Genomic DNA, 12,420 nt, shown 5'->3' with positions numbered 1-12,420 from the left:
GGTTATCCGGCCCCCGCCATTTCCTGGTCCTCCTCCGCCGTCAGGGGAACGCCCAGCGCCTTCTTCATCGCTCGGGTCGTCTGACGCAGCTTCCGGACCGCGCCTCCATAGACGGCATCCCCGACCCCTTCCACCGCGTGACCGAGGATTAGCTTCCGGTCCAGCGCGCTGACTTCGGCTAGGACGAGGCTGTCCTGCATGTTGTGTCGCAGCGAATGCACCACGTGCTTCTGGTCAGTCGTCACAGCCCGAATGTGCTTCATCAGCGCCGCAGAGGCCGCGTCTGAGCCCCGTTTGCGGCCATAGGAGGGAAAGAGCATGTCCCCCTGCCGAGCCAGCGAAAGGGCCTCCTTGGCTGCGGTTAGGGCGTCTCCGACGAGGGGCACAACGCGGCGGGAAGCGTCCGTCTTGAGGCTGCGGACCGCGTTGGCCCCGATCCGGATGTGCGGGAACTGTGAAGCCGTGTCCACGTCCTCCACCCGGAGCCCCGACACTTCGGCAATCCGTGCCCCGGTCCCTTCCAGGATACGCCACATCAAGGCCAATTCCGGGCTTGCCAGAGAGAGCACCCTTTTGCGCACCGCAAAGAGCACCTTGGGCGGCAGCGGGTCGCGCTTGTCCGACCTCATCTCCCCCTGCCCCTTCGCTGCCCTCGCCACCGGCAGCTTGCTGAAAGGGTTCTGGAAAGTGTCGGGAAGGCCGAACTCGACCTTGGCGAAGCTGACCACCGCAGCGATGATGGACAATTCCCGCGACACGGTTGCAGGGCTGACTTTCCCTCCGACCCCCCGCCCCCTGACCTTCACCCGATCAAGCATCTCATCGCGCACCTTGCGGGCATCCTCGCGCGTGATGGAGGTGAGCAGAGGGTCACGCCCCATGGCCTCCACCGCAGCGCCCACCACCCGGTTGGCAAGCCCAACGACGCGGCTGTCCGTGGCAGGATCGTCCTCCCGCAGGTGCTCCTTCCGATAGAGTCGCAGGGCATCCCCAAGTGTCGGTTCAGGGGCCTTATGAACATCGGGACCGAGGCGAAGAAGGTTCACCATATGGCTTTCTACAGGCGTCAGCCCGACAGGCCCCGTGGCACTTTCCGGGAAGCGTTCAAGGATCAGGTCGCCCGCAAAGCGTAGCTCCTCCGCCGAGGAGCCGAGCATGATCAGGTCAGCACGTCGCCTCAGGGCTTCGGCATATGCCTCTCGCTCCGACACGCTCCCCATGTCCGCTGCCTCCGCGAAGGCTATCCGCTTTCGCGCTGCCTCAATCTCCCGCTCCACACGAGCGTGATACGCGGGCCAGGCCCTCAGCGCCTCTTCCCGTGAATCACCAAGCTTCGCCTTGAACTCCCGCTTCGTGATGATATGCGCGACATCCTTCGGCACCCTGCGCCGATATTGCCAACTGCCTGATTTGGTCCGCTCAACGTTCTTCAAAACGAGTCCCATGTGTGCCCCGTGTGTGCCTGAATGTGCACCGGGAGGACGAGCAAGTCACGGAAGTCATTGAGAAATATGCCATAGCAATAGGCAAATTGGAGCGGGTAGCGGGAATCGAACCCGCCCCATCAGCTTGGAAGGCTGAGGCGCTACCACTACACCATACCCGCGAGCGCGGGGCGAGAGATAGCATCCGGCGGCGGGGTGCTCAAGGGGTGAAGTCCGACAAGCTGCCCATAAAACCGCCCAGGGATATGAGCGATCCTACAGGCGGATTTCATGGGCCGGCTAAAGTCACGGCCGAGAACAGCAACGCCGCATGCGCGATTCGCACAGAAGCTGCTCCCGCATCGGAGCCACGAAGACATGCGGGCGGCCGCTGCACCCCCCGACCCTCTACTTCCGCGTGATACGACCGTCGATATAGGGTTTGTAAGGCCCTTCCTTTGCCAGATAGTCCGCCAGCACATCCGCAAGATCCGGCCCGAAGTCATAGGCATTCGCCACGCCGGTCGTGAACATCGCGAAACCGTCGCCGCCGCTGCGAACATAATTGTTGACCACGACACCATAGCTCGCTGCGGGATCTATCGCGGCCCAGCCCTCGCCCGCGCGCACCTGCACGTCGGTGACACGGCTGCCCGCCGGTTTCGCCGGGTCGAACGAATACTTCAGCCCCGCGACCTGCAGGAAGCGCCCTGCTCCCTGGTCCAACTGGCTCACGCCGTTCTCAAGTGCGGCGACGACCGTTGCGCCTGTGGTCTGGAAGGTGGCGAGCGTGTTCTGGAAGGGCAGCACGGTCAGCACCTGGCCCATCGTCACATCACCCGCCTCGATGGAGGCACGGACACCGCCGCCGTTGACGAGGCTGATCGTGATGCCCTGATCCTTCATTCGGTCGAGTTGCGCGTCGGCGATGAGGGTGCCCATCTCACATTCCTGCTGACGGCAGTGATCGCGCGAGCCATCGATCGGCGCCTCACTCACCGCGACGACACGCGCCCGCAGCTCCGCCAGCGGAACGGCGAGTTCGGCCAGCAACTGCTGCGCCGGCGCATCCTCTGCCACAGAGGCGTCCAGCAGAAGCGGCGCACCGGAGGAGGAGATCACCTTGCCCGCATCATCAAACGTGACCGTCAGCTCCCCGAGATACTTGCCATAGGCATAGGCGGTGACGATCGGAACGCCGTTCACCATCGTCGGATATGGCCCGGCGGCGTCAGGATCCGTACTGGAGAGCAGCGTATGGCTGTGGCCGCCCACGATCACGTCCACGCCGGCTGTCTCCGCCGCGATCTGCTTGTCCACCTCATAGCCGGAATGGCTGAGCACGATGATCTTGTTCACGCCGGCCGCGGTGAGTGTATCCACCTCCGCCTGGACCGCATCGGCTGGCGGGGTGAAGATGATGTTGGGGCCGGGGCTCGCCAGTTCCGGGTTGTCGAGCGGCGTCAGCCCGATGATTCCAATCTTCTCGCCCGCCTTCTCCACCACCACAGACTTGGCGATACGGCCCTTCAGCAGCGGCTCCCGGCTCAGGTCGGCATTGGCCATGACCATGGGAAAGCGGATCTGTTCCAGGAAATGCGCAAGCTCCGGGGGGCCGTCGTCGAACTCGTGGTTGCCCACCGCCATCGCCTCGAAGCCGAGCGCATTCATGAACTCGGCCGAGACCTTGCCCTTGTAGTGGTTGTAGAACAGGCTGCCCTGAAACTGATCGCCCGCATCGATCAGCAGCGAGTTGGCGGTCCGGGAACGCGCATCCGTTACCGCCGTGACCAGACGGGCAATGCCGCCGAAACACTTGTTCTCCGCCGCATCCTTTTCCCCGCAGGTCGAATCGGATCCGTTGATCGGCTCGAACCGGGCATGGAAGTCGTTGATATGCAGAATGGTGAGCGTGTATTCGGCGGAGGCGGCCCCGGCGCTGAGCGCGAGCACCCCTGCCGTGGCGAGAAGACGGACCAACATGCGGTTCTCCCTGTACGGATGCCCGCAGTCTGCGGAGCAGCGGCGGCTCTGTCAAAGCTTCTCGCACCGAAGTGCCAGCCCGAAGATGACTGCAGCGCCCGCAACCGCGCCCCTTCCGCTACACGTTCTCCTTGACCGGATGACCGACTGAGGGCATCACCCGGCCATGCTGATCCTGAAGATTTTCCGCCGCCCCGAATGGGATGCGTTCCGCGCCGCAGGTGTCACCCACGGCGCGCCCGTGGATGTGGCAGACGGCTTCATCCATTTCTCCACGCCCACGCAGGTGGGAGAGACCGCCGCCCGCCATTTCGCAGAGGAAAGCGATCTGGTGCTGGTCGCCGTCTCCGTCGAGCCTCTGGGGGCCGATCTGAAATGGGAGCCGTCACGGGGCGGGGCACTTTTTCCGCATCTGTACCGGCCGCTCCGGCTCTCTGACGTGGTCTGGGACAAGTCCCTGCCGCTTGGTGCGACGGGGCATATCTTTCCGGAGGGGGTTCTGTGAACCGGTATGAGGCCTTCGGCCTTGGCCTGCTCACGCGGCTGGACCCGGAGCGGGCGCATGGCCTGTCGCTGATGGCGCTCCGTACGGGGCTGGTCGCCCTGCCGGGGGAAATCACATCGCCCCGGCTCCGCACCAGCCTTGCCGGGATCGACCTGCCCAACCCCGTGGGCCTTGCCGCCGGGTTCGACAAGAACGCGACCGCCCTCGATCCGCTGACCCGCGCGGGCTTCGGCTTCATCGAGGTGGGAGCGGCGACGCCTCGCCCTCAGCCCGGCAATCCCCGCCCCCGGCTGTTCCGGCTGCCGGAGGACCGCGCTGTCATCAACCGCTTCGGCTTCAACAACGAGGGCGCGGCGGCCATCGCGGCGCGGCTGGCCGCCCGACCGGAGCGGGGGGTGATCGGGCTGAACCTTGGCGCAAACAAGGACAGCGCGAACCGCGCGCAGGATTTTGCGGAGGTGCTGGCCGCCACCGGCAGATGGATCGACTTTGCCACGGTCAACGTCTCCTCCCCCAATACCGAGAAGCTTCGTGACCTTCAGGGCCGCGCGGCGCTGGAATCGCTGCTGGCGGGTGTGCTCGAGGTGCGGGACGGGCTGCCGCGGCGGGTGCCGGTATTCCTGAAGATCGCCCCCGACCTCACGGATGATGAAATCGCCGAAATCGGCGCGGTCGCGCTTGCCGCCGGCATCAACGGGGTGATCGCCACCAACACGACCCTCTCCCGCGATGGGCTTGGCGGCGCGGCGCGGGGAGAGGCAGGCGGCCTCTCCGGCGCCCCGCTGTTCGAGCGGTCCACCCGGGTTCTGGCCCGCCTGTCACGGGCGACGGAGGGGCGGCTGCCCCTGATCGGCGTCGGCGGCATTTCCACTCCCGATCAGGCCTATGAGAAGATTCTGGCCGGGGCGAGCGCGGTTCAGCTTTACACCGGCCTCGTCTTCGGAGGACTGTCGCTGGTAGGAGAGTTGGTCCGCGGCATTGAGGACCGGCTTCTCCGCGATGGCTTCGCCACTGTGGCGGAGGCCGTCGGAACCGGGAGGGAGCGGTGGCTTTGACCATCTCGATCTGGCACAATCCGCGGTGCGGTACATCGCGGCGGGCACTTGCGCTGCTGGAAGAGCACGGCGTGACGCCCGTGGTGCGGAACTATCTGACCGAGCCGCCGAGCGAGGCGGAGCTCCGGGCCGCGCTCTCGCTTCTCGACCGCTCGCCGCGCGACATCCTGCGCTGGAAGGAAGACGCGACGCGCGAGGCGGGACTGACGCCGGAGAGTGACGATGACGCGCTGATCGCCGCGATGGTGGCGCATCCCATCCTGATCGAACGCCCCATCGTCTTCTCCGAGACCCGTGCCGTGCTGGGCCGCCCGGCGGAAGCCGTGCTGGAAGTCCTCGCTCCCTGAGGGGGAGGGCCGTCATGCCGAAAATACCGCCCGCCATTCAGGTCGAACACCTCTCACATGCCTTCGGCGGCACGCGGGCGCTGGAAGATGTCACCCTCTCCGTGCCTGCCGGCGCGAGCTTCGCGCTGCTCGGCCCGAACGGCGCGGGCAAGACCACACTGCTCAACATCCTCTGCACGCTGCTTCGGCCCGACAGCGGATCGGCGACGGTCGCGGGCGCTGATGTGGCGCGGGAGCCGCTGCGCGCGCGGCGCGGCATCGGCGTGGTGTTTCAGGATTCCAGCCTCGACGACCGGCTGACGGCGGCGGAGAATCTCGACTTCCACGGACTGGCGCATGGCATGGCCCGGCATGCGCGGCACGCCGCGATGGCGGAAGTGCTGGCGCTTGTCGAACTCACAGAGTGGCAGGAAACGATCGTGCGCAATTTCTCCGGCGGGATGCGGCGTCGGCTGGAGATCGCCCGCGCCCTCATGCATCACCCGCGCATCCTGTTCCTCGACGAGCCGACCGTCGGTCTTGACGCACAGACCCGCGCGCGGATCTGGCGCTACCTGGACGGGCTCCGGCTCGAGCGGGGTCTGACGGTGCTGACCACCACCCATTACATTGAGGAAGTGGAAAGCGCGGACCTGGTCTGCATCATCGACAATGGCCGCATCCTTGCCGAAGGCAGCCCCGAGAGCCTGAAGGCAGGACATGGCCAGCGGTGGCTCCGCGTCATCGTGCGGGAGGCGGAAACCGCCGCCGCCATACGGCGCGCCTGCCCTGCGGCGACGGAAGTGGCGCCCCTGCACCTCGCGATCCCCGCCCCCGACGCCGCGACGGTCGAGAGCTTCCTCGCTGCCTTCGGCAACCGGCTGACGGAGGTCCGCTTCGAGGAGCCGACACTGGAAAGCGTATTCCTCTCCCTTACGGGCCGCGAGCTTCGGGATCGGGGGGAAGGCGCCCGCGCGGCGGAGCGCGACGCCGGGCGCAAGGGCGGGCGGCGATGACCCCTGCCCTCGCCGCGATATGGCGGGCCGCGCATGGCAGGGCCAGTTACGGTCAGCGCGGACGCCTTGCAATGGAATTGCGTCTGCCCCCCGGTTCATCGCATCCGGGCGCCGCGCGGCGCATTCTGCCACGCCCCCGGGGTCCAACGCCACCGGGCCGCAGCTCATGCAGGGGTAGCCTGCGAGGGATGGCCCGGGAGACGGGAACGTCCGGTTCTGCATGCCCACGGGAAGGGACGATGGACGCCTCCGTCCGCACGCGGATTACCGGAGCGCCCTCCCGCTCCCGCAAGTCACAAAGGAGCATATCATGACCCGTGCTCTCCCCGGTCTTCTGCGAGGCCTCTATGGCGTCTGGCTGCGGGAGGTGCTGCGCGCCACCCGCGACCGGGGACAGATGGTGGGCGGCGTAAGCCGACCGCTGATCTGGCTCCTCATCCTCGGCATCGGGCTGAATCCCTACTTCCGCGGAGAGGTCTATGGAGAGGTCCGTACCGTCATCCCCTTCACATATCTGCAGTTTCTGTTCCCGGCCGTCATCGTGCTGAACATCATGTACACGTCCATCCAGTTTGCCGTTTCGGTGATCTGGGACAGGGAGTTCGGTTTCCTGCGGGAGGTGCTCGTCTCTCCCATGCCGCGATGGCTGATCCTGCTGGGCAAGGTACTGGGCGGCGCGACGGTGGCGACGGTGCATGGCACGCTGGTGCTGATCCTTGCGCGGTTTGCCGATGTGACCCTGACGATAGGGCAGTCGCTCACGGCGATCGGCCTGATGTTCGTGCTGTCATTCGGGCTGACCTCCTTCGGTGTGCTTCTGGCGCAGCGGGTGCGCAGCTTCGAGGGGTTCGGCGTGTTCTCCAACACCATCATCCTGCCGCTCTACTTCACCTCCTCCTCGGTCTTTCCGCTGGATCCCTCGCTCACCCGGACTCAGATGGTCGCGACCTATCCCGAATGGCTGGTGACGCTGGTCCGTGCGAACCCGATCACCTATGCGGTCGATGCGCTTCGGGGCGTGCTGATCGGGTTCTACCAGTTCGCCCCGGCGACGGGACCGATGGTGATCTTCGGCATGGCCGCGCTGTTCTTCACCCTCGCCGTGATCGACTTCCGCAAGGCATGAGCACGCGTGCCCCCTCGCCGCTCCGGGGCCGATGGTGGCCGGCGATCCGAAATCTCGGCATCGTGCTGACGATCCTCGCTCTCGCCAGCCTGCTGCCGCAGGACAACTCCCTCGCGGAGCGGCGGGCGGCAGGTGTGCTGAAACTCTGCGTTCCACCCGTCTACCCGCCGCTGGTGACGGGAAAACCGGACCGGCCCGGTTACGACGTGGAGCTTGCGCGCATCCTCTCCGATCGCATCGGGCTGCGCCTTGTGGTGAATGTGGTGCCGACCATCGGGCGTGACTTCAACCCGCGAAACTGGAACCTCACACGCGCGCAATGCGACATGATCGGCGGCGGGATCGCGGATACGCCGACCGCGCGCGGCTTTCTGCAACTGCTGCCGACCGGGGAGCGGATCGGCTGGCTCCTGCTGCTGCCCGCAGGCGCCCTTCCCCCGTCAGGCAGCACTCTCGCCATCCTGCCGGGGGCAAGCGGGCTCGACCGGCTGGCGCTTTCCGCGTGGATGCGGAGGGAGGGCTACCGGCCCCTGCTGGCTCCAGACGGTGTGGCGCTCCGAAACGCGCTGCTGGAGCACCGCGCCGCTGCTGCGGTTGGCGAGAATTTCGCACTTTCCGCAGAAGCCCCGCCGGGCTTCACCGCTGTCTGGCCCGATGATCCGGCCCTCGCTCCCGTGTCGCTCGCCTTTGGAACCTGGAAGGGCGATGTGACGTTGAAACGCGCCCTTTCCGCCGCGCTATCGGATGCGGCGCAAGGGGGGGAAATCGCGAGCCTGAGGAGCCGCTACGGCCTAAGCGCCGAAGCCGGTCAGCCATATCCTCTTTAATATGCCAATATAATTGGCTTTTTTTCTCTTGTCTGCTGCATGATATTGCACCTCTCACAAAGGTGTGGGACAGATTGTCGCGCCACCTGCCGCTACGACACCCCACGTCGCCAGCGCGCGTACATCTTCAGGAGGGAGGGTAGCCGTGATCTTTTTCACACCACGATCCGCAATCCCGGGGGTGCTGGCAGCAGTCGCACTTCTGTCCTCCGCCTTGCCCGGCCTTGCCGCCGGGTTCACGGCGGAGCAGGCGGAGGCAGGCAAGACCGCCTACAATGCGAACTGTGCCCAGTGTCACGGAATGCAGCTTGAAGGCCCGGAGGCGCCCGGCCTCGTCGGGCCGGATATCATGGCCAACTGGGATACGCCCGGCGGGCTTTACGATTTCATTTCCGTCGCCATGCCGCCCTCCGCGCCCGGTCAGCTCGGGGCCGCGACCTATCTCGACATCATCGCCTATATCATGGCGTTCAACGGCGCCCAGCCCGGCCCCGATCCGCTGGTCGAGGATGAGGAGAAGCTCGCCGCCATCAGCCTGACGGCGGAAACCGCCGCCGGTCCGGCCGGCGGAGCTGCTCCGGCCTCGGACAGCATGGCGGCAGACACGAATGTCCCGCAGGCCTTCACCTGGGGCAAGCCGCTCCCAGGCGGCCCGGCCGTGGACACGATGCAGACCAGCGCCGCCGCCGCCAGCAGTATTCCGCAGGCCTTCACCTGGGGCAAACCGCTCCCGACCGTCGAGTGACCCGCGGGGCCGACCGGCCCGCGCCCAGCATATATCGCGCGCCATGCGCACCGAGGAGGACATGATGTCATTCTTTTCGAAACCGCTTCTTGCCGCCACCACCGCCCTCGTGGCGCTGAGCGGCGCGGCCTTCGCCCAGAACGTCCGTGAGAACTACAAACCCGTGACGGAGGAGATGCTCGCCAACCCGCCGGAAGGCGAGTGGCTGATGTGGCGGGGCGACCGCTTCAATTCCGGCTACAGCAAGCTCAAGCAGATCAACAAGGAAACCGTCGGCAATCTGCAACTGGCCTGGGCCTGGCCGATGGCAGAGGCGGGCATTCAGGAGACAGTGCCGCTCATCCATGACGGCGTCATGTTCCTGCAGACCAACAACAACATCGTCGAGGCGTTGGATGCCAAGACCGGTGACCTGATCTGGACCTACCGTCACGTTCTGGCGGAGATCCCGGCCTCCTGGTCCTATCAGGCCAACCAGGCGCGGCGGCAGAAGAACTCCATCGCGCTTACGGGCGACAAGGTCGTGCTGACGACCGCGGACGCAAAGATCGTCGTGCTGAACGCCGCGGACGGCAAGGTCGTCTGGGAAAAGCAGGTTCTGGATTACCAGAAGGGCTACAGCTACACGGTCGGCCCGATCATCGTGAAGGACAAGATCATCTCCGCGATCTCCGGCTGCTCCATCGCGGGCACGGCCGGCGGGTGCTTCATCCTCGCGCACGACCTGAATACCGGGGAGGAGCTGTGGCGCTTCAACACGATCGACGACCCGGACAATCCCAAGCAGCAGGAAAGCTGGGGACCGGTGCCAGCCGAAAACCGCTGGGGCGGCACGCCCTGGGCGACTGGCTCCTATGACGCGCGGACCAACACGACCTTCTGGGGCATCGGGATGCCGGGGCCGTATTCGGAACTGGTGCGCGGTTCGGGTGAGGGCAGCGTGCTCTATACCAACTCCACGCTCGCGCTGGATGCCGATACCGGAAAGCTGAAGTGGTACTATCAGCACCTCCCCCGCGACAACTGGGACCTGGACAGCCCGTTCGAGCGGATTCTCGTGGATCAGGAAGTCGGCGGCAAGACCAGCCACATGCTGATCTCCGTACCCGGCAAGAACGGCATCGCCTTCGCGCTCGACCGCGACACGGGGAAATACCTGTGGTCGAAGGAGACGGTGAAGCAGAACGTCGTCTCCAAGATCGATCCGGATGGGACGGTCCACATCAATACCGACCTCGTCTCCAGCTCCATCGGGGAAAGCAAGCTCTCCTGCACCTCCGTCTCGGGGGGCAAGCTTTGGATGGCCGGGGCCTACAGCCCGGATACCAAGGCTTTCTTCGTGCCGCTGACGGAGGCCTGCAACACGGTGACCCCGACCCAGTCGGAATTCACCGCCGGCAATGCCGTCGGCTCGGTGAAGTTCGGTCCCCGCATTCTGCCGGAAGGCATCACGGAGGCGGGGCTGCTGCAGGCGCTCGACATCAATCCCAAGCAGGGCGAGTCGAAATGGCAGGCGCGTGAGCGTCCCTCCATGACCAGCTCCGTGCTGGCCACAGCGGGCGGGCTGGTGTTCGGCGGCGACGCCGCGCGCTATGTCTCCGCCTGGGATCAGGACACGGGCGAGGTGCTCTGGCGCCAGCGGCTGAACGCCCCGATCGGCGGTTCGCCCGTCACCTATGAGATCGACGGGGAGCAGTATCTGGTCGTTCCCACCGGCTATTCCAACGCGGCGAGCTCCATCTCCTCCGCCTTCCCGGAGACACCCCTGCCAACGGGTTCGGGCAACTCGATCTTTGTCTACAAGCTGCCGAAGGCCAGCAACTGAAGGGCCAGCAACTGACCGGCAACCCACAGGCCGCGGGCGGCACAACCGCCCCGGCCCGGTGAGAGAGGCGGCGGTGCCGCCCTGCCGGAACAGGAAACTGCACGGTCACCGAATGGGGCGGCATGTCCGCCCCTCTTTCCACAGAAAGGGTTCGCATGCGGCATCTCATCCTTGCCGGGGCGCTTCTGGCGATGACCGGAACGGCAGATGCCCAGACGGCAGGCGTGCCGGGGGAGCTGCTCAACTCCACCCGCAGGCAGCAGGGCGACAGCCTGACCGTCTGTAACGACGCCAGCAGCAAGATACTCGAGTTCGACCGGGAGGTGGCGCGTGCCATCGGCGACGCCCTCCTGCTCGACGTGAAATTCGCACAGGGCTTCCAGGGGTTCCCCTTGAGCGGCGATGGCTTCATGGACGAATTGCAGATCGCCATGACCAATACCTGCGACCTGCTCATGGGCATATCCGTGCAGGAAGAGTCGCCGTTCCCCGACTGGGCCATGGTGACCCGCCCCTATGCCACGATCCCCTTCGTTCTGGCCGTGAAGGAGAGCGGGTGGACGCGGCTGGGCGATATACCGCATGACCGGCTCATCGGAACCGCGATCCAGAGCATGGGCGAGATGGTCTATATCACCTGGAACCAGCAGCAACCCAAGGAGCAACGCTGGATCCGCCTGCCCTATGCCGATCCCGAGCTGATGCTCCGGCGGGTGGAGGACGGGCGGCTGGCCGGGATGCTCCTGTGGCAGCCGGTTCTGGCGGCGCTGGAGGCGCGCCACCCTGAGGCACGGGCGCTCCGCGTCATTGATACGGCTCCGGTTCCGGCTGCGGCCACGCGGGTGGGGGCGCTCGTCGGGGTTCGCGACAGCTACCTGCGCAGCCAGATCGACGCGGCTATCGACGCGCTGGTGGCGGATGGCACGATCGCGGAGATCATGACACGCTTCGGCTATGAGGGCGTCGCGGGCGAAGGCCCGGTCAGATGAGGTGCAGCCGGTCCAGCCAGCCAAAGGGCAGCGGCACCCAGCCGAGGATCAGCGCCGCCCCCACCACTACCAGCCCCAGCGGCTCCGCCCGCTGAAGGAACCTCTCGCCACCGGGCCAGACCGCCCGCCACAGGTTGCCCGCGATCAGGCCCGGCACCGGCAGCAGGTTCAGCGCGACGGAACCGAAGGTTACCTCCTGCACCATCTGGAGTGCATAGAGCACGTAATAACCCGCGGTGCGCGGCAGCATCTGCTGCAGCGGGGCGCGCAGCAGGTCGAGAAGCGGAACGAGGGCGAGCATCGCACCCAGCCCCGCCGCCACGATCAGAAGGATCCTGACCCGCTCGCCGAATCCCTGCGCAGGCGAGAGGCGCAGCGGCGCGATCCAGCCCATGCGGAACAGCACCCCCATGGCCACGCCCCAGGCAGACGCCTGAAGGAAGGGATTAAGCGTCAGCCGCCCCTCCCGTGCGGGGCGGACATCGCCCAGACCGCGGGCCAGCCACGCCAGCAACGCCCCCTGCACCGCCGCATAGATTAGCATGGCGAAAATGCGCGTGACGATCTGCTGGACGGTCAGATCCTGAAGAAGCGACATG

General features: G+C 66.1%; 12 protein-coding genes and 1 tRNA gene. 9 read left to right on the top strand and 4 right to left on the bottom strand.

From position 1 onward, the window contains the following. Window positions 1-2 precede the first annotated feature (2 nt). The 3 genes from CN97_RS04605 to CN97_RS04595 all read right to left on the bottom strand — a co-directional run bounded on the left by CN97_RS04605 (window position 3) and on the right by CN97_RS04595 (window position 3,407). Window positions 3-1,445 (bottom strand): tyrosine-type recombinase/integrase, encoded by a 1,443-nt coding sequence (locus CN97_RS04605; protein ID WP_084683995.1) that lies wholly within the window; start codon window positions 1,443-1,445, stop codon window positions 3-5. Window positions 1,446-1,532: 87 nt separating this feature from the next. Further along, a tRNA-Gly gene (locus tag CN97_RS04600) sits at window positions 1,533-1,606 on the bottom strand. Between the two features lie 226 nt (window positions 1,607-1,832). Continuing rightward, on the bottom strand, window positions 1,833-3,407 hold the full coding sequence (locus CN97_RS04595; RefSeq protein ID WP_035707782.1) for a bifunctional metallophosphatase/5'-nucleotidase: 1,575 nt from the start codon (window positions 3,405-3,407) through the stop codon (window positions 1,833-1,835). A gap of 166 nt (window positions 3,408-3,573) precedes the next feature. Here CN97_RS04595 and CN97_RS04590 point away from each other — a divergent pair, with 166 nt between their 5' ends. The 9 genes from CN97_RS04590 (at window position 3,574) to CN97_RS04550 (ending at window position 11,821) form a co-directional block, all read left to right on the top strand. Continuing rightward, window positions 3,574-3,912 (top strand): DUF952 domain-containing protein, encoded by a 339-nt coding sequence (locus CN97_RS04590; protein WP_035707778.1) that lies wholly within the window; start codon window positions 3,574-3,576, stop codon window positions 3,910-3,912. Beyond that, a complete protein-coding gene (locus tag CN97_RS04585; protein WP_035707777.1) occupies window positions 3,909-4,967 on the top strand; it encodes a quinone-dependent dihydroorotate dehydrogenase in 1,059 nt (352 codons plus the stop codon). The genes CN97_RS04590 and CN97_RS04585 overlap by 4 nt, the downstream gene beginning before the upstream one ends. Beyond that, the gene (arsC, locus tag CN97_RS04580; RefSeq protein WP_084683994.1) at window positions 4,958-5,314 is read left to right on the top strand and encodes an arsenate reductase (glutaredoxin); all 357 of its coding nucleotides are present in this window, start codon (window positions 4,958-4,960) and stop codon (window positions 5,312-5,314) included. The genes CN97_RS04585 and arsC overlap by 10 nt, the downstream gene beginning before the upstream one ends. Window positions 5,315-5,328: 14 nt before the next feature. Further along, window positions 5,329-6,309, top strand: a complete 981-nt coding sequence (locus CN97_RS04575; RefSeq protein WP_035707776.1) for an ABC transporter ATP-binding protein — start codon at window positions 5,329-5,331, stop codon at window positions 6,307-6,309. A gap of 310 nt (window positions 6,310-6,619) precedes the next feature. After that, window positions 6,620-7,435, top strand: coding sequence for an ABC transporter permease (locus tag CN97_RS04570; protein ID WP_035707773.1), 816 nt, complete (start codon window positions 6,620-6,622; stop codon window positions 7,433-7,435). Continuing rightward, on the top strand, window positions 7,432-8,262 hold the full coding sequence (locus CN97_RS04565) for a type 2 periplasmic-binding domain-containing protein (protein WP_035707771.1): 831 nt from the start codon (window positions 7,432-7,434) through the stop codon (window positions 8,260-8,262). Before CN97_RS04570 ends, CN97_RS04565 begins: the two co-directional genes overlap by 4 nt. A gap of 145 nt (window positions 8,263-8,407) precedes the next feature. After that, window positions 8,408-9,007, top strand: coding sequence for a c-type cytochrome (locus CN97_RS19725; protein WP_051910954.1), 600 nt, complete (start codon window positions 8,408-8,410; stop codon window positions 9,005-9,007). 64 nt (window positions 9,008-9,071) lie between these two features. Continuing rightward, entirely contained in the window at window positions 9,072-10,832 is a 1,761-nt protein-coding gene (locus CN97_RS04555) for a pyrroloquinoline quinone-dependent dehydrogenase (RefSeq protein WP_035708358.1), read from the top strand. A 155-nt stretch (window positions 10,833-10,987) separates the two neighbouring features. Continuing rightward, complete coding sequence (locus CN97_RS04550; RefSeq protein ID WP_165496672.1) at window positions 10,988-11,821, top strand: substrate-binding periplasmic protein; 834 nt, start codon at window positions 10,988-10,990, stop codon at window positions 11,819-11,821. On the opposite strand, the gene CN97_RS04545 is transcribed toward CN97_RS04550, so the two are convergent. Continuing rightward, window positions 11,814-12,419 carry a zinc metalloprotease gene (locus CN97_RS04545; RefSeq protein ID WP_035707765.1) on the bottom strand — a complete coding sequence of 202 codons (606 nt, stop codon included), beginning with the start codon at window positions 12,417-12,419 and terminating at the stop codon, window positions 11,814-11,816. The two genes, CN97_RS04550 and CN97_RS04545, sit on opposite strands and share 8 nt — an antisense overlap. Window position 12,420 lies beyond the last annotated feature (1 nt).

Source organism: Haematobacter massiliensis, assembly GCF_000740795.1.
Lineage (GTDB): Bacteria > Pseudomonadota > Alphaproteobacteria > Rhodobacterales > Rhodobacteraceae > Haematobacter > Haematobacter massiliensis.
The sequence above is the reverse complement of the archived record's forward strand: the minus strand, read 5'-3'. Positions and strand labels throughout refer to the sequence as shown.

What these genes read in the sequence shown, in the direction of transcription:
- CN97_RS04605 (WP_084683995.1), bottom strand. Translation starts at nt 1,445, where the DNA reads ATGGGACTCGTTTTGAAGAACGTTGAGCGGACCAAATCAGGCAGTTGG.
- CN97_RS04595 (WP_035707782.1), bottom strand. Translation starts at nt 3,407, where the DNA reads ATGTTGGTCCGTCTTCTCGCCACGGCAGGGGTGCTCGCGCTCAGCGCC.
- CN97_RS04590 (WP_035707778.1), top strand. Translation starts at nt 3,574, where the DNA reads ATGCTGATCCTGAAGATTTTCCGCCGCCCCGAATGGGATGCGTTCCGC.
- CN97_RS04575 (WP_035707776.1), top strand. Translation starts at nt 5,329, where the DNA reads ATGCCGAAAATACCGCCCGCCATTCAGGTCGAACACCTCTCACATGCC.
- CN97_RS04570 (WP_035707773.1), top strand. Translation starts at nt 6,620, where the DNA reads ATGACCCGTGCTCTCCCCGGTCTTCTGCGAGGCCTCTATGGCGTCTGG.
- CN97_RS04565 (WP_035707771.1), top strand. Translation starts at nt 7,432, where the DNA reads ATGAGCACGCGTGCCCCCTCGCCGCTCCGGGGCCGATGGTGGCCGGCG.
- CN97_RS04555 (WP_035708358.1), top strand. Translation starts at nt 9,072, where the DNA reads ATGTCATTCTTTTCGAAACCGCTTCTTGCCGCCACCACCGCCCTCGTG.
- CN97_RS04550 (WP_165496672.1), top strand. Translation starts at nt 10,988, where the DNA reads ATGCGGCATCTCATCCTTGCCGGGGCGCTTCTGGCGATGACCGGAACG.
- CN97_RS04545 (WP_035707765.1), bottom strand. Translation starts at nt 12,419, where the DNA reads ATGTCGCTTCTTCAGGATCTGACCGTCCAGCAGATCGTCACGCGCATT.